Raw genomic sequence first — 18,650 nt, 5'->3', positions numbered from 1 at the left:
TCGGGGAACCCGTCCCCGGGCACCGCTCCCCATCCGTGATCCCGCCCGATCCGCGGGCTGGGCGCGGCGGGGAGGCGCGCGCCGGGGCGGCTCAGGGCAGGGTGAGGATGTCCGCGCCGTCCTCGGTGACCACGAGCGTGTGCTCGAACTGGGCTGTGCGGGAGCGGTCCCGGGTGACCACCGTCCAGCCGTCCTCCCACTGGTCCCACTCGATCCCGCCCAGGGTGAGCATCGGCTCGATGGTGAAGACCATGCCCGGCTCCATGACGGTGTCGTAGCGGGGGGCGGAGTCGTAGTGCGGGATGATGAGCCCCGAGTGGAAGGCCTCGCCGACGCCATGACCCGTGTAGTCCCGCACGACGCCGTAGTCGAAGCGCTTGGCGTAGGCCTCGATGACCCGCCCGATGATGTTGACCTCGCGGCCCGGGCGGACGGCCTTGATGCCCCGCTCCATGGAGGTGCGGGTGCGCTCAATGAGCAGGCGTGTCTCCTCATCCACCTCGCCGACGGCATAGGTGGCGTTCGTGTCGCCGTGGACGCCGTCGACGTAGGCGGTGACGTCCAGGTTGATGAGGTCGCCCTCGGCCAGCGTCGTGGAGTCGGGGATGCCATGGCAGATCACCTCGTTGATCGAGGTGCAGATCGACTTCGGGAAGCCCATGTAACCCAGGCAGGAGGGGTAGGCGCCGTGGTCGCACAGGTACTCGTGGGCGATGCGGTCCAGTTCATCAGTGGTCACGCCCGGTGCGATCGCCGCCGCGGCGGCCCGCATGGCCCGCGCCGCGATCCTGCCCGCCGCCCGAATGCGCTCAACGGTCTCGGGGGACTTGATGTCCGAGGCCGTCACCCTCTCGGGCCCATCGTGGAACATGTACTCGGGGCGGGCGATCGATTCGGGCACGTCGCGCCGGGGCCCGACGATGCCGGGCACGAGGGTTCCGCGCGGTGCCCGATCGGCGCCGAGGCGATGGGGGGATCCAGGAGGCGTCGGAGCAGTCATGCCCCCCAGCATAGGAGCCGAGCGGCGGGCGCACAGCCCGCCCGCCGCCCCGGCCGGGCGCGCGCGGTCCGACCTGTCTCACGCCCCCCTGCCCAGGCGGGGGTGTGACCTACGATGCCACCATGGCAAAGATCCACTTCGTGCGCCACGGCCGCACCGTCCTCAACGAGCAGCGTCGCACCCAGGGCTCAGCGGACTCGCCCCTGACCTCCTCGGGGCGCGAGGGCGCCGCGCTGGCGCGCGACTTCCTGGCCGACTACCCCCTCACCCGCGTCTACCTCAGCCCCCTGGGGCGGGTCGTCGAGACCACGGACATCCTCACCGAGGGCCGCGAGCTCCCGCGCACCATCCTCACCGGGCTGCGCGAGTACGACTACGGGATCTACGACGGCGGCCCCGACCCCGAGATGATCGCCGCCCTGCCCACGCGCGTACTGCTGCCCGGGGTCCTGTCCGGCCGCTTCGAGGGGGCGCCCGGGGGCATCAGCGCCACCGACTACCTGCGCGACATCGACGGCGCCCTCGCCCGCATCCTGGCCGACCTGCGCGCCGACGCCGAGGCCGGCAGGAGCGACGCCGAGGCGCTGGCGGTCTCCCACGGCATGACCATCATGACGATCATGGCCCGCTGGATCGGCCTGGAGGTCTACTCCAAGGCGCCCATGGCCAACTGCGCCATCACCACCGTCGAGGTCGACCCGACGGCCCCCGGCGGCTCGCCCCGCCTCCTGGACTGGGCCCTCGACCCCGGCGACCAGGGTGTGACATTCCCGACCGAGGACATGAGCGGCGTCTTCGACGGCGTCGACATCGTGCCCATCGACTTCACCCGGCCCGAGGGGCTGTGAGCCACGCGGCCGGCGCCCGTCACGACGCGGAGGCGTCACGACGGGCGCCGGCCAATCCGCGCGCACCGGGCGCGATCAGGAGGCGAAACTCTCCTTGGCGCTGGGGAAGGACCCGTCGCGCACCGCGGAGTTGAAGTCCTCGGCGGCCTGGCGCAGCGCGGCGCCCACCTCGCCGAAGGCGCGGGCGAAGCGCGGCTTCCATTCCGTCATCCCCGCCATATCCGTCCACACGAGCACCTGCGCGTCGCAGCCCGCCCCCGCGCCGATGCCGATCGTGGGAATGTCGAGGGCCCCGGTGACGGCCGCGGCGAGGTCCTGCGGCACCATCTCCAGGACGAGGGCGATCGCCCCAGCGCCCGCGAGGGCGGAGGCGCCCGCCAGCAGCGCCTGGGAGGCGGCCTCGCCGCGGCCCTGAACGCGGAAGCCGCCGAGCATGTTCACCGACTGCGGGGTGAAGCCCAGGTGCCCCACGACCGGGATCCCCGCGTCGCTGAGCGCGCGGACCGTCGCCGCGCGCGGCGCGCCGCCCTCCAGCTTGACCGCGTTGGCCCCGGCCTTGACCAGCCGGACGGCCGACTCCAAGGCTTGAGCGGGCCCCGCCTCATAGGTGCCGAAAGGCAGATCGGCGACGACGAGCGCGCGCGTCGTCGCCGTGGCCACGGCCCTGGTGGCCACGGCCATCTCATCGAGGGTCACCGGCAGCGTTGAGCCATGACCGAGCATGACATTGCCGATCGAGTCGCCGACCAGGAGCATGTCCGTGCCCGCCGCATCGAGGATCGACGCCGTCACGGCGTCATAGGCGGTGAGCATGGTCAGGCGCTCGCCCTGGGCCTTCGCGGCGGCGAGGTGGTGGACGCGCACCGGCTTGCCGGCCGGTGGCAGGGCGCTCGGGGGAGCGTAGGGGGAGTCCATGGTTGCCATGATTCCAGCCTAGCCGCCACCGCCGGGCCTCTCGCGCCACCATCATCCGCCGCCCGCCGGACCGGTCCGCCGGCGACCCGCGCGCCGAAACCCGGCCGACTCCCGCTCCCGATAGAGTCGGGGCGTCCCGGCACCGCCGTCGGGATCCGAGCGCTGATCAGAGATGGGGAGCAGGCATGGACAAGCAGCAGGAGTACGTGCTCCGCGCGATCGAGGAGCGGGACGTTCGCTTCGTGCGATTGTGGTTCACCGATGTCCTCGGCCAGCTCAAGTCCGTGGCCATCGCGCCGGCCGAGGTCGAGGCCGCCTTCGAGGAGGGCATCGGCTTCGACGGCTCTACCATTGAGGGCCTCACCCGCGTGTACGAGTCCGACATGCTCCTGAGCCCCGACCCCTCCACCTTCCAGATGCTGCCCTGGCGCGATGACCGCGACCGCGTCGCGCGCATGTTCTGCTCCGTGCTCACGCCCGACGGCGAGCCCGCCCGCACCGACCCGCGCGCCGTCCTTGAGCGCCAGCTCGCGCGCGTCGCCGACGCCGGATTCACCTGCTATATCCACCCCGAGATCGAGTTCTACCTCGTCAACCGCGACGATCAGGGACGCATCACCCCCACCGATGACGCCGGCTACTTCGACCACGTCCCCGGCGGCACCGCCCACGACTTCCGCCGCCGCGCCATCCTCATGCTCGAGCAGATGGGCATCTCCGTGGAGTTCTCCCACCACGAGGGGGGCCTGGGCCAGAACGAGATCGACCTGCGCTTCGCCGATGCTCTCTCGATGGCGGACAACATCATGACCTTCCGCGCCGTCATCGAGGAGGTCGCCATCCAGGAGGGCTGCATCGCGACCTTCATGCCCAAGCCCTTCGTCGGCCAGCCCGGCAGCGGCATGCACACGCACTTCTCCCTCTTCGAGGGCGACCACAACGCCTTCTACGACCCCGCCGGCCAGTACCAGCTCTCCGCCACCGGGCGCGCCTTCATCGCCGGGATACTGCGCCACGCCAAGGAGATCACCGCGATCACCAACCAGTACGTCAACTCCTACAAGCGGCTGTGGGGCGGGGACGAGGCCCCGAGTTACGTGTGCTGGGGCCACAACAACCGCTCCGCCCTCGTGCGCGTCCCCATGCACAAGCCCGGCAAGGCGCAGGCCGTGCGTGTCGAGTACCGCTCTCTCGACCCCGCCGCCAACCCCTACCTCGCCTTCGCCACCATCCTCGCCGCGGGCATGAAGGGCATTGAGGAGGGGTACGAGCTCCCCGCCGAGGCCGAGGACGACGTGTGGGCCCTGACCGACGGCGAGCGCGATGCCCTGGGCATCGAGCCCCTGCCCACGTCCCTCAAGCGGGCGGTATCCGCGATGAGCGGCTCCGACCTCGTGGCGGACACCCTGGGGGAGGACACCTTCGAGTACTTCCGGCGCAACAAGAGGCATGAGTACCAGGCCTACGATGCCCAGGTCACCGACTTCGAGATCGGCCAGTTCTTCCGCCGCGTCTGAGGCGGGCCGTCGCCCGGGAGCGAGGCGCAGGAGGGATGACCTGATGGCCAGCGAGAGCCGGCGCGCCGGCGGCATGACCCCGCTCATGGGAGTGCCGGCTCCCAGCCCGCGCCGCAGGCTCCTCGGCGCCGGCTTCGCCGAGCCCGACCGCGCCCTGCGGGCCCTGGAGGACCGGGCGATCGCGGACCTCCTCAACCGCGCGAGCGGGGAGGACGCCGAGGCCAGGGACCGTCTCATCGACGCCCTGGGCGACACCGCTGACCCCGATCTGGCCCTGCTCTCGCTCCTGCGCCTGGCCGCGGCGCTGGCCCAGGAGGACGACCCGACCGCCGCCAACGGCCTCGTCACGGCCCTGCGCGCCGTCGTCGGCGAGCCCGTCCGGGAAGGGGCGGGTGGGGGCTCCCGGGCCCACGCCGATCGGCTGCTCGCGGTCCTCGGGGCGTCCCAGGCGCTCGGCGATTTCCTCGTCTCCCACCCCGATCACCTCGACGCCCTGAGCCCTGAGCGCGCCTGGAACGCGCCCGGCCAGCCCGACGCCTCCCTCCTCCTCGTCGACGCCGCGCGCGAGGCCCTCGCCGCTCACGCGGGGGCCGATCACCCCGCCCCGGCCGGACCCGCCGACCCCGCGGCCATCGAGGCGGCCACCGCCGCGATGCGCCGCGCGTACTACGACCGGCTGCTCGCGATCGCCGCCGACGACCTCGTCTCAACCGCCCCCGCCGCCCATGTGGGTGTCGTCGGGGCCGCGATGGCCGACCTGGCCGACGCCGCGCTGGAGGCCGCCCTCCTCATCGCCCGCGCGGGCGTGGGGGCGGGTGCGCGCAGGGTCGCCTTCGCCGTCATCGCCATGGGCAAGGCCGGCGGGCGCGAGCTCAACTACATCTCCGACGTCGATGTCATCCATGTCGTCGGACCCGCCGCCGCCGTCGCCGGGACCGCCGAGGAGCCCGACGAGGCCGAACTCGTGCGCGTGGGCACCGAGATCGCTGGCCTCCTGCGCCGCGCCACCTCCGCCTCCGGGACCGAGCCCTCCTTGTGGCCCCTGGACACAGGGCTGCGCCCCGAGGGGAAGGACGGCGCTCTCGTGCGCACCCTCGCCTCGCACGTGGCCTACTACGAGCGCTGGGCCTCCTCCTGGGAGTTCCAGGCGCTCCTCAAGGCGCGGGCCGCCGCGGGGGACCCGGTGCTCGGCCGCGCCTACGAGGAGGCCATCGCCCCCTTCATCTGGTCGGCGAGCTCGCGGCCCCACTTCGTCGACGATGCCCGCGCCATGCGCCGCCGGGTGGAGCGCGAGTCCCAGCCGGTGGGGGAGGACAGGCGCATCAAGCTCGGCCCCGGTGGCCTGCGGGACGTTGAGTTCACTGTCCAGCTCCTCCAACTCGTCCACGGGCGCGCCGACGCCGAACTGCGGGTGCGCTCCACGCTCGACGCGCTGGCGGCGCTGTCCGTGGGCGGGTACGTGGGCCGCGATGACGCCCTCGCGCTTGACGAGGGCTACCGGGAGCTGCGCCTCCTGGAGCACCGCGCCCAGCTCCACCGCCTGCGTCGCACCCACGATCTGCCCGAGCGCGACGCCGATCTGCGCCGCATCGGCCGGGGGATCGGCATCCCCGATCCCGGCAGCCTCCGCACCGCCTTCCGGACCCGCCGCCGGCAGGTGCGCGCCCTCCACGAGGAGATCTACTACCGGCCCCTCCTGGGCGCTGCCGCGGCCCTCTCCGCTGACGAGATGCGGCTCAGCCCGCAGGCCGCCCGGGACCGGCTGGCCGCCGTCGGATACCTCGACCCCGACGGCGCCCTGCGGCACATCCAGGCCCTCACCGAGGGAATCAGCCGCCGCGCCGCCATCCAGCGCCAACTCCTGCCGGTGATCATCGGGTGGATCGGCGAGGGCCCGGACCCGGACAACGGGCTGCTCGGATTCCGCCGGCTCTCCGACGACATCGGCACCTCCCACTGGTACCTGGGGCTGCTTCGCGACTCGCCCGTGGCGGCCCAGCGCCTTTGCCAGGTGGTCTCTGGGGCCCGGTGGACCACGGACCGCCTCGCCGAGCGCCCGGAGGCCGTCGCCTGGCTCGACGATGACGCCGAACTCGCCCCGCGCAGCGGCGAGCAACTGCGCGAGGAGATCACCAGGATCCTCGCCCGCCGCGGCCTCGAGGGGGCCACGCCCGCCCAGGCGGAGGCGCGCAGCGCCGAGGCCGTGCGCAGGATCCTGGGCGTGCGTACCCGCGAGCTGCTGCGGGCGGCCCTCGCCGACTCCCTCGACGGCGTCAACCCGGCCCGCACCGCCCGCATCCTGACCAACACCACGGACGCCGTCATCGAAGGCGCCCTGCGGGCCGCGATCAGGCTCGTCGTCGCTCAGCGGGGACAGCGGGACGAGGCCGGCGGCCAGACCGGCTCGCTAGCCCGGCACTCCGTCATCGCGATGGGGCGGCTCGGGGGAGAAGAGACCACCTACGCCTCGGACGCCGACGTCATCTTCCTCCACGCCCCGCGTACCGGGGTTGACGAGCGCGCTGCCGCCCGCGAGGGAGACGAGGTGGCCCGCGCCACGATGCGCCTGCTCGCCTCCGGCCCGCACCCGCTCGCGATCGACGCGGGCCTGAGGCCCGAGGGCCGCCAGGGCGCGCTCAGCCGGTCGCTGGCCTCAGCCGCCGAGTACTACGGCTCGTGGTCGGCGGTGTGGGAGCGCCAGGCGCTGCTGCGGGCGAGGGCCTGCGCGGGGGATACGGCGCTGGGCGAGGAGTTCCTGGCCCTCATCGCCCCCCTGCGATGGTCCGCCGATGGCCTGGGGGAGGAGGAACTGCGCCAGATCCGCAGGCTCAAGGCCCGCATGGAGGCCGAGCGGCTGCCGCGGGGCGCTGACCCCGCCCGGCACCTCAAGCTCGGCCCCGGTGGGCTGTCCGACGTCGAATGGGTGGCGCAGGTCCTCCAGCTCGCCCACGCCCATGAGGTGAGCGGCCTGCGCACCACCTCCACCCTCGAGGCGCTCATGGCGGCCGCCGAGGCCGAGTTGCTGCCGGTCGATGACGCCGGCGTTCTCATGAGCGCCTGGATCCTGGCCACCCGCATCCGGGCCGCCACGGTGCTCGGCGTGGGCCGCGACTCCGGCGCGAGGGTGGACATCCTGCCCTCCGACGAGCGGGGCATCAGGCTGGTCGGCAGGCTCCTGGGGCTCGCCAGCGGCAGCGAGCGGGACCTGGAGGACCTCTACCGGCGCAGCGCCCGCCACGCTCGCGCCGTCGTCGAGCGCGTGCTGCGCTCGGCCGGAGGAGGACCGGGGCTGCTGGATCAGCCGGAGCAGCAGGGCAAGTGGAGCCGACGGGGATCGGAGGGCGCGCGGCCCACCGCCCCCGGCGCGGCGGGAGGGACGCCGCCGGGGCAGGCCGGTCGAGCGGGTCAGGCCGTCACCCCCGGCAGGGCGTCGTCGTCACGCTCGACCTCCCCGCGGTGGCGCGCCCGGCGCCGCGATGCCGGGCCGTACCCGTGGTCCTGAGCGGCCCCGGGCGCGCCCGGGACGGCCTGGGGGCGCTCTCCGCGAGTGCCGGCGCTGGCAGGATAAGGCCGTGAAACTCATCCTCGTGCGCCACGGGCGCACCATCGCCAATGTCATGCAGGCCCTCGATACGGGGTTCCCCGGGCAGCCCCTCGACGAGATCGGGCGCGAGCAGGCCGCCACCATCCCGGGAAGACTGGAGGACGCCGGGCTCCTGGCGGGGCTCTCCTCACTGTGGGTCTCCCCGATCCTGCGGGCGCGCCAGACCATGGAACCGGTCGAGCGGGCCACGGGGCTGCGGGCGACGATCCTGCCTGGGCTGCGCGAAGTCCTCGCGGGTGATCTGGAGATGGCCACGGACGGCCGGTCGGTGGCCTGCTACGCGGACACGACGCGCGCGTGGATGGCGGGCAGGCTGGGCGCGCGCATCCCGGGTTCCCTGGAAGACGGTCTCGACACGATCGCGCGCTTCGACGGCGCTGTGCGCACCATCGCGGAGCACTCGGCCCATGCGGCCCCCGAGGGCGGGCAGGACGAGCGGGGCGGGGGAGCGGCGCTGCTCGTCTCCCACGGCACGGTGCTGCGCCTGTGGACCGCACTGCGCGCAGCACCGGGAGGTGGCGCCGATCCGCTGTGGGTCGCGGAGCACCCGCTGCGCAACACCGGCATCACGGTGGCCGAGGGCGACCCCGATGCCGGCTGGCGCCTCCTCGACTGGAATGACGGTGCGTGGAGGGGCGGTGCCGGCTCCGCGTGACGCAAGGGCGGGGGCGAGCACCATGACGGACCCGTCGTTGCGCCCTCGTCCCCGTCATACCGTCTCGTCCCGGCGTTGCGCCCTCAAACTGCGAGAATGAGGGCGCAACGCCGGGACGAGACGGTATTTGCGGGCTGAGGCGGTTTTCCGCAGCCAAGGGTGCTCCGTGCCGGGGGAGCCCCTACAACACGGAGGACAAGAATGCCCGGGTGCGCTCGTTGGTGGGGCGGTCGAGGACCTCGGCGGGCGCTCCCCGCTCCACGACCACGCCGCCGTCCATGAACAGGAGTTGATCGCCGACCTCGCGGGCGAAGCCCATCTCGTGTGTGACGACCACCATCGTCATCCCGTCCCGGGCCAGGTCCTTCATGACAGCTAGGACCTCGCCGACGAGCTCGGGGTCGAGCGCGGAGGTGGGCTCGTCGAAGAGCATGAGCTCGGGATCCATGGCAAGCGCCCGGGCGATGGCCACGCGCTGCTGCTGACCGCCGGAGAGCTGCGAGGGGTAGTGATCCATCCGCTCGGCGAGGCCCACGCGCTCAAGCAACTCGGCGGCCCGCCCGCGGGCCTGAGCCTTGGGCGTCTTCTTGACGTGGACGGGTGCCTCCATGACGTTCTGGATCGCCGTCATATGGGGGAATAGGTTGAAACGTTGGAAAACCATGCCGATCTTGGCCCGCTGCGCCGCCCGCTGCTTGTCTGACAGGGCGTGCAGCACGGGCTTGCCGTCGCGGCCGGGGGCCTCCCTCATGCCGATGAGCTCGCCGTCGATCCACACGCGCCCGGCGTCGATGGACTCCAACTCGTTGATGCAGCGCAGCAGTGTGGACTTGCCCGAGCCCGAAGGCCCCACGAGCACCGTGACGGTGCCCGCCGGGACGGTCAAGTCGACGCCGCGCAGCACGTGGAGCTCGTCGAAGAACTTGTGGAGACCGGAGACGCGGACCTTGGGCTCCGTCGCCGGGGCGGCCTGCTGGGGGGATGACTGGCTCACGGGGTGACCTCCAAGAAGGGATCGGCCTTGGTGGTGTGGGCGTCGAGGATGGCCTGCTGACGCGCCGACAGGCGGCGCCGCTTGCCACCGGCACCCGGACGCGAGGAATCGAAGCCGCGCCCGTAGTAGCGCTCCAGGTAGTGCTGACCCACCATGAGGATCGAGGTGATGATGATGTACCACAGCGCCGCCACGATGAGCAGCGGGATCGTCTGGTAGGTGCGCGAGGCGTAAGAGTTGGTCACGAAGGTCAGGTCCAGGGTGAATGGCACCGCGAGGACCAGAGACGTCGTCTTGAGCATCGAGATCGTCTCATTGCCCGTGGGCGGCACGATCACCCGCATCGCCTGGGGCAGGACGATCCGGCGCAGGATCTGGCCCTTGCTCATCCCCAGGGCGCCGGCGGCCTCGGCCTGGCCCGGGTCCACGCTGCCCAGCCCGGAGCGCACGATCTCGGATAGGTACGCACCCTCGTTGATGCCCAGGCCCAGCACCGCGGCCACGAAGGGCGTGAACACGGCGTTCGTCTGGAAGCTAAGCAGCTCGGGGCCGAACGGGACGCCCAGGCTCAGGTGCTGGTAGAGGGCGGACAGCGCGCCCCAGAACACCAGCTGGGTGTAGATCGGAGTGCCGCGGAAGAACCACAGGTAGGCGATGGCGACGCCGCGCAGCACCGGGTTGGTGGACTGGCGCATGATCGCCGTCGTCACCGCCAGGGTGATACCGATGAGCATGGCCAGGAAGGTCAGGAGGATCGTCCACCCGACGGCGCGGATGACGTGGACCTCCCGGAAGAAGAACCAGACGCGGTCCCAGTGGAAACTTTCGTTGGTGACCAGCGAGTGCGCGAGCATCGCGCCGAGGACCATGACGATCGCGGCGCTGATCCACGTCCCCGGCCGGGGCACCGGGCGCGGGTGGTTGAGGACGACGGCGTCGCTCTCAGAACTGTTCAGGGCGTTGTTCTCTGCGGCCGTCATATGAGTCACTCCGATACGGCTGGGTTGAGGGTGGCGTTCGAGAGGGCCGCGCCCTCGACTCCCCAGCTCTTGAGGATGTCAGTGAGGATGCCCTCATCCATGAGGTACTGGAGCGCGGCCTGGATGGCGGCGTAGGCCTGGGAGTTCTTCTGCAGGACCACGCCCTGGGGCGCGGCGTCCTCCACCTCCCCGATGGTCTGGACGGCGCCGTTCGTGGTCTCGACGGCGTAGCCGGCGACGGTGGAGTCCGAGTAGGTGGCGTCCAGGGTGCTCCCGACGAGCGCGGAGGTCGCCTCGGCCTGCTTGTCGTAGGAGCGGATGTCGATGGCGCTCTGGCCCGCGGCCGCGCAGGACTGGTTGTCAGCCTCCAGGGCGTCGGCCTGGGCGGTGCCCGTCTGAACGCCCACGACCTTGCCGCACAGGTTGAGGTGGTCGGAGACGTCGAGGCCCTTGGGGTTCCCCTTGGCCACGTTGAACTGGCTGCCGACCCGGACGTACTGGATCATGTCCACGTTCTGCATGCGCTCATTGGTGATGGAGAACGAGGAGATGCCCGCGTCGTACTCGGTGCCCACCTTGGCGATGATCGAGTCGAAGGAGGCGGAGTGCATCGTGGCCTCGACGCCGAGGACCTTCCCAAGGGCCTTGGTGATATCGGCGTCGTATCCGATCGGCTTGCCGTTAGCGTCCAGGAACTCGGCGGGGGCGTAGTCGGTGGCAGCGCCGATGTCGAGCCTGCCGTCGGCGCCGAGCGCCCCGGCGGGAAGGAGGGCAGCGATGTTGTCCTGCTTGGTGATGCTCGACACGTCGTAGCCCTGGGTCTTGGCCTTGGCGGACCCGGTGGCGAGGTCGTTGGCGTTCGTGCAGGCCGACAGGCCGGCGGCCAGGCCGAGCGCGGCGATGGCTGCGATGATCCGGGTGGGGTTGGTGCGCATGGGAAGGCTCCTTGGGGTAGATGACCGTGGCCCACTCTATCCACTCCGGTGCATATCTATTGCATGGAATGGGTATTGCGCGTGTCACGGCCGGGGGCGGGCGCCCACGCCCCCGCCTGCCTCACATGTCGTAGTACAGCTCGAACTCGTAGGGGTTCGGGCGGGCCCGCAGCGGCTCGATCTCCTTGGACCGCTTGTAGTCGATCCAGGTCTCGATGAGATCGGGGGTGAAGACATCGCCCTCGGTGAGGTAGTCGTGGTCGGCCTCCAGGGCCTCCAGGGCGGCGTCGAGCGTGCAGGGCAGCTTCTCGATGTCGAAGTACTCCTCGGGGGCGAGCTCGTAGAGGTCCTTGTCGATGGGCTCGCGCGGCTCGATCCGGTTGCGGATGCCGTCGATGCCGGCCATGAGGACGGCGGAGAAGCACAGGTAGGGGTTCGCCGACGGATCCGGGACCCGGTACTCCACGCGCTTGGCCTTCGGTGAGGAGCCGGTGACGGGGATGCGGATGCACGCCGAGCGGTTGCGCGCCGAGTAGACCAGGTTGACGGGCGCCTCGAAACCGGGGACGAGCCGGTGATAGGAGTTGACCGACGGGTTGGTGAACGCCAGCAGGCTCGGGGCGTGGGCGAGGATGCCGCCGATGTACCAGCGGGCGATGTCGGAGAGCTGGCCGTAGCCGCGCTCGTCGAAGAACAGGGGGCGCCCGTCCTTCCACAGGGAGTGGTGGCAGTGCATGCCCGATCCCGCCGCGCCGAAGAGCGGCTTGGGCATGAAGGTGGCGGACTTGCCCGCCCCCCAGGCGACGTTCTTGATGACGTACTTGAACTTCATCATGTCATCGCCGGCGGTCAGCAGTGAGGCGAAGCGGTAGTTGATCTCCTGCTGGCCGCCGGTGCCCACCTCGTGGTGGGCGCGCTCGATGTCCAGGCCCGTCTCCTGGCAGACCCGCACCATCTCATCGCGCAGGTCCGCCATCTGATCGGTGGGGGAGACCGGGAAGTAGCCGCCCTGGAAGGCGACCTTGTAGCCCTGGTTCCCGCCGGGCTCCTCGCGCCCGGTGTTCCAGGAGGCCTCGTCGGAGTCGACGGCGTAAAAGGCGCCCTGGGGAGTGGAGTCGAAGCGCACGGAGTCGAAGAGGTAGAACTCGGCCTCGGCGCCGATGAAGCAGGTGTCGGCGATGCCGGTGGAGCGCAGGTAGTTCTCGGCCTTGGCGGCGATAGAGCGGGGATCGCGTGAGAAGACCTCGTCGGTGAAAGGATCGACGATCGAGAAGTTGATGATGAGGGTCTTGCGGGCGCGGAAAGGATCGAGGAACGCCGTCGTGACATCGGGGACGAGCTTCATATCCGACTCGTGGATGGCGGTGAACCCACGGATCGAGGAGCCGTCGAACATGAGGCCGTCGGTCAGGGCGTCGGACTTGAACGCCGCCGCCGGGATCGTGAAGTGCTGCATGACGCCGGGGAGATCGCAGAAGCGCGCATCGACGAGCTCGACCCCCTCCCGCTCGATGTACTCCAGTGCCTCGGTGGCGTCTTTGAACATGCGCTCGCTCCTCGACGATCGTTGGTTCGGCTACGGGTTCGGCAAGTAATGAGCCTAGTCGAGCGGTGATGACGCGGCGGTGCCGCGCGTGTGTCCCTGGTGTTTCGGCCGAGGCGCCGTCGTCCGCCGTCAGCGCCCCGGGGGGCGTGGCCGGGCCCGGCTCAGTGGCCGCGCAGCGCCCGGCGGTCCGGGCGGGCCTTGGACGGGTCGATGCCCTTGGGGATGGGCAGGCCCTTGGCCCCCAGGGAGGACAGGCGCTTGGAGACCTGGGAGATCTCGGAGTCCGTCAGGCGGGTCGGCTTCGTGGGCAGCTTGCGCAGCGCGGCCGACAGCTCCCCGAGGCGGACCTGGCCCTCATCGGTGCCGACGTTGATGACGTGGAGGGGGACCGTGGACAGGATGCGGTTGATCTTCTTGCGCTCATCGGCCACCAGTCGCTGCGTGCGGCCCGTGGGGCCCTCCACGACGAGGACGACGCCGGGGCGGCCCACCAGGCGCCAGATGACGTCCTGGGTCTTGGGGTTGACGGCGGCCGGCTGCTCCTCCAGGTACCAGCCCTTGCCGACCTGATCGAGCACGGCCTTGGCCGCGCCGGGGACGCCCTCGATCTGGGAGTAGGAGGCCCGGCGCACCGTCCACGACAGCAGGATCATGTCGAGGAGGAAGGCGAGCATGATCCCCAGGATCACCCAGTACCAGACCGCCATACCGGTGCCCAGGGCGATCGCGATCGCCAGGAGGATCGAGGCGGTGGTGGTGCCGATCAGCGCCCAACCGATCCACGGGTAGGTGCGCCGCGAGATGGTGTAGGCGTCCTTGAGGTTCTGGGCGTAGGCGGCCAGGCGGCGCTTCTTCTTGGGCTGGGGGCTTCGGGCTGTGCTCACGGTGAACAGGATAGACGACGCCGCAGGCGCGGCCCGGTGGTCAGTCGATCATCGGCCGTGTCCAGCGGCTCCGGGGCCCGGCGCCCGCCCTGCGCTGGCTCAGGAGGCGGCGGCCAGGGCGGGGGAGGGAGCGAGGAGCGCGCTGGCCTCCTGGCGCGCGGTCGTCGGCTCGGTGAGGGCGCGCAGGTGCTCGGGCACCTCCCAGCCGCGCTTGACCACGGCCCTGCCCCACAGCATCCCGGCGCGGTAGGAGGAGCGCACCATCGGCCCGCTCATGACGGCGGCGAAGCCCATCTCCTCGGCCAGGGAGGACAACTCGATGAACTCCTGGGGCTTGACCCAGCGGTCGATGGGGTGGTGGAGCTTGGAGGGGCGCAGGTACTGCGTGATCGTCAGGATGTCGCAGCGCGCCTCGACGAGCGTCGCCATCGCCTCCTCGATCTCCTCGCGGGTCTCGCCCATACCGAGGATGAGGTTCGACTTGGTCACCAGGCCGGCCTCGGAGGCGGAGCGGATGACGTCCAGGCTGCGCTCGTAGGAGAAGGCGGGGCGGATGCGCTTGTGGATGCGCGGGACCGTCTCCACGTTGTGGCCTAGGACCTCCGGGCGCGAGGAGTAGACCTCGGCGAGGGCGCCCGGGTCCCCCTTGAAGTCGGGGATGAGCAGCTCGACGCCGGTGCCGGGGGAGAGCTCGTGGATCTGGCGGCAGGTCTCGGCGTAGAGCCAGGCACCGCCGTCGGGGCGGTCATCGCGGGCGACCCCGGTGACCGTGGCGTAGCGCAGCTCCATCTCCTTAATGGAGACCGCCACGCGCCGGGGCTCATCGACGTCGTACTCCGTGGGGCGGCCCGTGGCGATGTCGCAGAAGTCGCAGCGCCGGGTGCAGATCTCCCCGCCCACGAGGAAGGTAGCCTCGCGGTCGTTCCAGCACTCGTAGATGTTGGGGCAGTTCGCCTCGGCGCACACGGTGTGCAGGTTCTTCTCGCGCACCAGGCCGCGCACGTCCTGATAGGTCTCGGAGACGACGGCCTTGGTGCGCAGCCACGAGGGCTTGGACTCGATGGGCGTCTCGGCGTTGCGGGCCTCGACGCGCAGCAGCCTGCGCCCCTCGGGGGCGACGGCCGCCTGTGTCCTGAGTGAGGCCCTGGGGGCGATCGGGTCAGCCACATGCTCTCCTTCTGAGTGCGTTCGCGCGAGCCCCCATAGTTTATGGCCCCGTGCGACATCATGGGATTGAGGTCCTATGTGATTCTCCAGCCAGCGCCTCCGCGCTCAATCCGCCCGCAGTGGGGCGAGATGGGCCTCGAGGGCGGCGATGACGCCGTCGGCGAGCGCTTCCGCCGCGAGTGCGCCGGGCTGCCCGCCGAGCTCGGCGGCGATGGAGGTGACCCCGGCGTCCTCGATCCCGCAGGGGATGATCCGGTCCAGGGCGAAGGCGTCGAGATCCGGGCTGACGTTGAGCCCGATCCCGTGCTTCGTGACGCCTCTCGCCACGCGCACGCCGAGAGCGCAGATCTTCCGGTCCGCCCGGAAGAAGGGCCCCCGGGGGTCGTCGGGGCGGCCCGGTGCCCACACGCCCGAGCGCCCCTCGACGCGCTTCGTGGGGATCCCGAGCTCCGCGCAGACTTCCATCACCGCGGCCTCCAGCGCGCGCACGTACTTGATGACGTCGATGGGCTCAGCCAGGCGCACGATCGGGTAGACGGTCAGCTGCCCCGGCCCGTGCCAGGTCACCTTGCCCCCGCGGTCGACGTCGACCACGGGCACTCGATCCGGGCCCGCGACGTCCCCGCTTGGGCGCTCCCAGGAATGCGTGCGGCGCCCCACCGTGTACACCGGCTCGTGCTCCAGGGCGATGATCGTCGAGCGCCGCTCCCCGGAGGCGACGGAGGCGTGGACCTCGTCCTGGAGGCGCGCCCCCTCGCCATAGGGGACGAGGCGGTCGCCCAGATCGATGTCCAGGCGGTCCATGGGGAGCGCCGGGGCGCCGGCTGTCATGCGCTGCACGGGCCCACAGTAGGCCACCGGCACCGGCGGAGGCGGCGCGCGGGCCAGGCGCCGGGAGTTGTCGGTGAGTCCGCCGGCGCAAACATCCGATGAGTTATCCACAGATTCTCCAGGGTACTTCCGTCAGCCCCCGCAGCCGCTGACCATGGGACCATGAGGACTTCATCACCCAAGGCCGCGCCGGCGTGGCGCCGCGCGGCACCGCTGGCTCGGTGGCGACGGGCCCAGAGCGAGGACGGCGAGCCCTCGCGGGGCCCGGGAGGGATTACAGACGCCGAGTCGAGCGCCCTGGCCAACAAGGGGATCGCCCTCGGTGAAGCGCTGGGGAGGAACGGGCGGGCCGACGGCTGCCCGATCCGGGGCGTGGACGGCGAGGGGCGTGACGTCGTCGTGCGGGTCATCGAGCCGCCGGAGCGGGGCGCGCGCGCCATGCGCCGCCTGGCGGCCCTGAGGGACCTGCGGCACAGCGGCATCGCGAGGATCCGCTCCCTCGTGCCACTGGCCGGAGGGCGACTGGCCGTCGTCACCGATCTCATCGATGGCGCCGACCTCGCCGTCGTCCTCGGATCGCGGGGCCGCCTGGGCAGGGGGGAGAGCGCCGCGCTCCTCGACGGAGTGGGCTCGGCCCTGGCCGCCCTCCATGACGAGGGGCTGGTCCATGGGGATGTGTCGGCGGCGAATGTCATGATCGCCTCCTCGGGGGCTCCCGTGCTCATCGACCTGCTCGGCGGGATCATGGAGATGGGCACGCAGGGGACCGCCGCGCCGGAGCGGCTCGCGGGAGGGGCCGCGACGCCGTCGTCCGATGTGTACTCCCTGGCCGCCCTCGTCCTGGAGTGCCAGGGGGCCGATCCCTCCTCGCGGGGGGAGGCCGCGTCGCTGCTCGCCGACGCCCTCCGGGAGGACGCGAGGGCGCGGCCTACCGCGCGGGACCTGGCCGCCCGCGCCCCGCAACTCGGATGGCCCGAGGCGATCGACCTGCCCGAGGGCGCCCGTCTGGCCTCGGGAGCGCTGCGCTCAGCGGCGCGCACCCCCACTCGGGTGGTTCCGTCGCGGAGGTCCCTTGGCTCCGGCGGGGGCGGTCGCCTTTCTCTGGGCCGGAAAGCCACGGCCCTGGCCGCCGGAGGGGCCGTTCTCGCGCTGGGGGTCGCTGGGGTCATGGCCTGGGCGGGCAGGGGCGATGACGCCGGCGCCCCGGCCCCCTCCGCCGGCCCGGGGGTCGCGCCCGTGAGCGCGGGGGATGAGTCGCTGGAGGCAGTCGTCACCGGTCTGGTCGCGGCGCGGGACTCCGCCCTGGTCTCCGGCGATGAAGCGGCGCTCGCCCTGACCTCCGTCGAGGGCTCGCCCGCCGCGCGCGCCGACAGTGAGCTGCTGGCCTCCCTCCGGGATGGCGGCGAGCGGGTGGCGGGACTGACGACCTCGGTGACCGGCGTGAGCGAGATGGTGGGCGCCTCCTGCCCGGACCGGCAGTGGGAGGGGGCCAGGTGCGCCCGGGTGTCCCTGAGTCAGGGGCCCACCACCTGGACGGGAGACGACGGCGCGCATGAGGCGCCCGCCCCGGGCGCGCGCGAGGTGGTGCTCGTCCTCGTGCCCGGTCCGTGGCGCGTCGCCGAGGTCCTGGAGGCCGGGTGACCCGGCGGGATCGCACCTAAACGACGGCGGGGGCGGGCCCGCGCGGTGATGCGGGCCCGCCCCCACCGAAGAGGCGGTCAAAGCGGTCTTAGGGCCTCACAGGCCGAGCTCGCCAGCGAAGTCGCCGTCCTCAAGGCGCTTCTTGACGGTCATGAGGTAGCGCGCGGCGTCGGCCCCGTCCACCAGGCGGTGGTCGTAGGACAGGGCCAGGTAGCACACGGAGCGGATCGCGATGACCTCGTTACCGTCAGCGTCCTTGATGACGCGCGGCTGCTTGACGATCGCGCCCAGGCCGAGGATGGCGACCTCGGGCTGGTTGATGATCGGGGTGTCGAACAGGGCGCCACCGGAGCCGGTGTTGGTGATGGTGAAGGTGGAGCCGGAGAGCTCGTCCGGGTTCACCTTGTTGTCACGGGTGCGGGCGGCCAGATCGTTGATGCGCTTGGCCAGGCCCGGGATGTTGAGGTCCCCGGCGTTCTTGACCACGGGCACGAGCAGGCCGCGCGGGGTGTCCACGGCGATGCCGACGTGCTCGACATCGTGGTAGGTGACCTCCTTGCCGTTGATGGAGGCGTTCACCTTCGGGTGGGCCTTGAGGGCCTCGGTGGCGGCCTGCACGAAGAAGGGCAGGAAAGTGAGCTTCGTGCCGTTGGCGGCCAGGAACGCGTCCTTCGCCTTGGCGCGCAGCGCGGCGACGCGGGTGACATCCACCTCGACGACCGTGGTCAGCTGGGCGGAGGTCTGCAGCGAGTCGATCATGCGCTCGGAGATGACCTGGCGCAGGCGGCTCATCTTCTCGGTCTTGCCGCGCAGCGCGGTGTCCACGGCGGGCTTGGCCGACGGCGCCGCGGCGGCGGCGGGCGCGGGCGCGGCGGCGGGAGCCGCCTGGGCGGCGGCAGCCTTGGCCGCGGCCTCCTCCGCAGCCTTGGCAGCGGCGAGCACATCCTCCTTGCGGATGCGGCCCCCCACGCCGGTGCCGGTCACCTGGGTCAGGTCGACGCCCTTGTCGCGCGCGAGCTTGCGCACGATCGGGGTGACGTAGCCCGCCGCGGCGGGGGCGGCGGGAGCCTCGGGGGCGGGGGTGGAGCCGGCCTCGGAGGGCTCTCCGATGATGGCCAGGACGGTGCCGACCT

At 71.8% G+C, this 18,650-nt stretch carries 15 protein-coding genes; 5 read left to right on the top strand and 10 right to left on the bottom strand.

Going from position 1 to position 18,650, the window contains the following annotated elements:
• Positions 1 to 91 precede the first annotated feature (91 nt).
• Entirely contained in the window at positions 92 to 1,000 is a 909-nt protein-coding gene (gene map, locus GVV76_RS08400; protein WP_159523231.1) for a type I methionyl aminopeptidase, read from the bottom strand.
• 122 nt (positions 1,001 to 1,122) lie between these two features.
• On the opposite strand from map, the gene GVV76_RS08395 reads away from it, so the two are divergent.
• Positions 1,123 to 1,848, top strand: a complete 726-nt coding sequence (locus tag GVV76_RS08395; RefSeq protein ID WP_159626368.1) for a histidine phosphatase family protein — start codon at positions 1,123 to 1,125, stop codon at positions 1,846 to 1,848.
• A 75-nt stretch (positions 1,849 to 1,923) separates the two neighbouring features.
• Here the strand turns inward: GVV76_RS08395 and panB are convergent, their stop codons facing one another.
• Positions 1,924 to 2,772, bottom strand: a complete 849-nt coding sequence (panB, locus tag GVV76_RS08390) for a 3-methyl-2-oxobutanoate hydroxymethyltransferase (protein WP_159626366.1) — start codon at positions 2,770 to 2,772, stop codon at positions 1,924 to 1,926.
• A 176-nt stretch (positions 2,773 to 2,948) separates the two neighbouring features.
• Between panB and glnA (GVV76_RS08385) the strand changes: the two genes are divergently transcribed.
• From glnA (GVV76_RS08385) to GVV76_RS08375, 3 genes are all read left to right on the top strand, one after another.
• On the top strand, positions 2,949 to 4,280 hold the full coding sequence (gene glnA / locus GVV76_RS08385; RefSeq protein ID WP_159523227.1) for a type I glutamate--ammonia ligase: 1,332 nt from the start codon (positions 2,949 to 2,951) through the stop codon (positions 4,278 to 4,280).
• 43 nt (positions 4,281 to 4,323) lie between these two features.
• A complete protein-coding gene (locus GVV76_RS08380; RefSeq protein WP_159626364.1) occupies positions 4,324 to 7,782 on the top strand; it encodes a bifunctional [glutamine synthetase] adenylyltransferase/[glutamine synthetase]-adenylyl-L-tyrosine phosphorylase in 3,459 nt (1,152 codons plus the stop codon).
• 70 nt (positions 7,783 to 7,852) lie between these two features.
• Positions 7,853 to 8,539: a histidine phosphatase family protein gene (locus GVV76_RS08375; RefSeq protein WP_159626362.1), complete on the top strand. Its 687-nt coding sequence runs from the start codon at positions 7,853 to 7,855 to the stop codon at positions 8,537 to 8,539.
• Positions 8,540 to 8,720: 181 nt separating this feature from the next.
• Here GVV76_RS08375 and GVV76_RS08370 read toward each other — a convergent pair whose 3' ends face one another.
• The 7 genes from GVV76_RS08370 to lipB all read right to left on the bottom strand — a co-directional run bounded on the left by GVV76_RS08370 (position 8,721) and on the right by lipB (position 15,849).
• Positions 8,721 to 9,533: an amino acid ABC transporter ATP-binding protein gene (locus GVV76_RS08370; RefSeq protein WP_159523224.1), complete on the bottom strand. Its 813-nt coding sequence runs from the start codon at positions 9,531 to 9,533 to the stop codon at positions 8,721 to 8,723.
• Positions 9,530 to 10,513 carry an amino acid ABC transporter permease gene (locus tag GVV76_RS08365; RefSeq protein WP_159523223.1) on the bottom strand — a complete coding sequence of 328 codons (984 nt, stop codon included), beginning with the start codon at positions 10,511 to 10,513 and terminating at the stop codon, positions 9,530 to 9,532. Before GVV76_RS08365 ends, GVV76_RS08370 begins: the two co-directional genes overlap by 4 nt.
• A 5-nt stretch (positions 10,514 to 10,518) precedes the next feature.
• Positions 10,519 to 11,448 carry an ABC transporter substrate-binding protein gene (locus tag GVV76_RS08360; protein ID WP_159523222.1) on the bottom strand — a complete coding sequence of 310 codons (930 nt, stop codon included), beginning with the start codon at positions 11,446 to 11,448 and terminating at the stop codon, positions 10,519 to 10,521.
• Positions 11,449 to 11,569: 121 nt separating this feature from the next.
• Positions 11,570 to 12,994 (bottom strand): type I glutamate--ammonia ligase, encoded by a 1,425-nt coding sequence (gene glnA / locus GVV76_RS08355; RefSeq protein WP_159523221.1) that lies wholly within the window; start codon positions 12,992 to 12,994, stop codon positions 11,570 to 11,572.
• Between the two features lie 161 nt (positions 12,995 to 13,155).
• Positions 13,156 to 13,878, bottom strand: coding sequence for a DUF4191 domain-containing protein (locus GVV76_RS08350; RefSeq protein ID WP_159523220.1), 723 nt, complete (start codon positions 13,876 to 13,878; stop codon positions 13,156 to 13,158).
• Positions 13,879 to 13,977: 99 nt separating this feature from the next.
• A complete protein-coding gene (lipA, locus tag GVV76_RS08345; protein ID WP_175994040.1) occupies positions 13,978 to 15,045 on the bottom strand; it encodes a lipoyl synthase in 1,068 nt (355 codons plus the stop codon).
• A gap of 105 nt (positions 15,046 to 15,150) precedes the next feature.
• The gene (gene lipB / locus GVV76_RS08340; RefSeq protein WP_159626434.1) at positions 15,151 to 15,849 is read right to left on the bottom strand and encodes a lipoyl(octanoyl) transferase LipB; all 699 of its coding nucleotides are present in this window, start codon (positions 15,847 to 15,849) and stop codon (positions 15,151 to 15,153) included.
• A 189-nt stretch (positions 15,850 to 16,038) separates the two neighbouring features.
• On the opposite strand from lipB, the gene GVV76_RS08335 reads away from it, so the two are divergent.
• Positions 16,039 to 17,517, top strand: a complete 1,479-nt coding sequence (locus GVV76_RS08335; RefSeq protein ID WP_159626360.1) for a serine/threonine-protein kinase — start codon at positions 16,039 to 16,041, stop codon at positions 17,515 to 17,517.
• A gap of 96 nt (positions 17,518 to 17,613) precedes the next feature.
• Here GVV76_RS08335 and sucB read toward each other — a convergent pair.
• A partial coding sequence (gene sucB / locus GVV76_RS08330; RefSeq protein WP_236263336.1) for a 2-oxoglutarate dehydrogenase, E2 component, dihydrolipoamide succinyltransferase occupies positions 17,614 to 18,650 on the bottom strand: 1,037 nt, incomplete at its 5' end.

The sequence above is a fragment of the Actinomyces sp. zg296 genome (genome assembly GCF_009829695.1).
Lineage (GTDB): Bacteria > Actinomycetota > Actinomycetes > Actinomycetales > Actinomycetaceae > Actinomyces > Actinomyces marmotae.
The sequence above is the reverse complement of the archived record's forward strand: the minus strand, read 5'-3'. Positions and strand labels throughout refer to the sequence as shown.

Excerpts from the sequence above, each read along its gene's own strand:
- GVV76_RS08335 (WP_159626360.1), top strand. The coding sequence starts at position 16,039 with ATGAGGACTTCATCACCCAAGGCCGCGCCGGCGTGGCGCCGCGCGGCA.
- glnA (WP_159523227.1), top strand. The coding sequence starts at position 2,949 with ATGGACAAGCAGCAGGAGTACGTGCTCCGCGCGATCGAGGAGCGGGAC.
- GVV76_RS08395 (WP_159626368.1), top strand. The coding sequence starts at position 1,123 with ATGGCAAAGATCCACTTCGTGCGCCACGGCCGCACCGTCCTCAACGAG.
- GVV76_RS08380 (WP_159626364.1), top strand. The coding sequence starts at position 4,324 with ATGGCCAGCGAGAGCCGGCGCGCCGGCGGCATGACCCCGCTCATGGGA.
- lipB (WP_159626434.1), bottom strand. The coding sequence starts at position 15,849 with ATGGACCGCCTGGACATCGATCTGGGCGACCGCCTCGTCCCCTATGGC.
- panB (WP_159626366.1), bottom strand. The coding sequence starts at position 2,772 with ATGGCAACCATGGACTCCCCCTACGCTCCCCCGAGCGCCCTGCCACCG.
- map (WP_159523231.1), bottom strand. The coding sequence starts at position 1,000 with ATGACTGCTCCGACGCCTCCTGGATCCCCCCATCGCCTCGGCGCCGAT.
- GVV76_RS08360 (WP_159523222.1), bottom strand. The coding sequence starts at position 11,448 with ATGCGCACCAACCCCACCCGGATCATCGCAGCCATCGCCGCGCTCGGC.
- GVV76_RS08365 (WP_159523223.1), bottom strand. The coding sequence starts at position 10,513 with ATGACGGCCGCAGAGAACAACGCCCTGAACAGTTCTGAGAGCGACGCC.
- glnA (WP_159523221.1), bottom strand. The coding sequence starts at position 12,994 with ATGTTCAAAGACGCCACCGAGGCACTGGAGTACATCGAGCGGGAGGGG.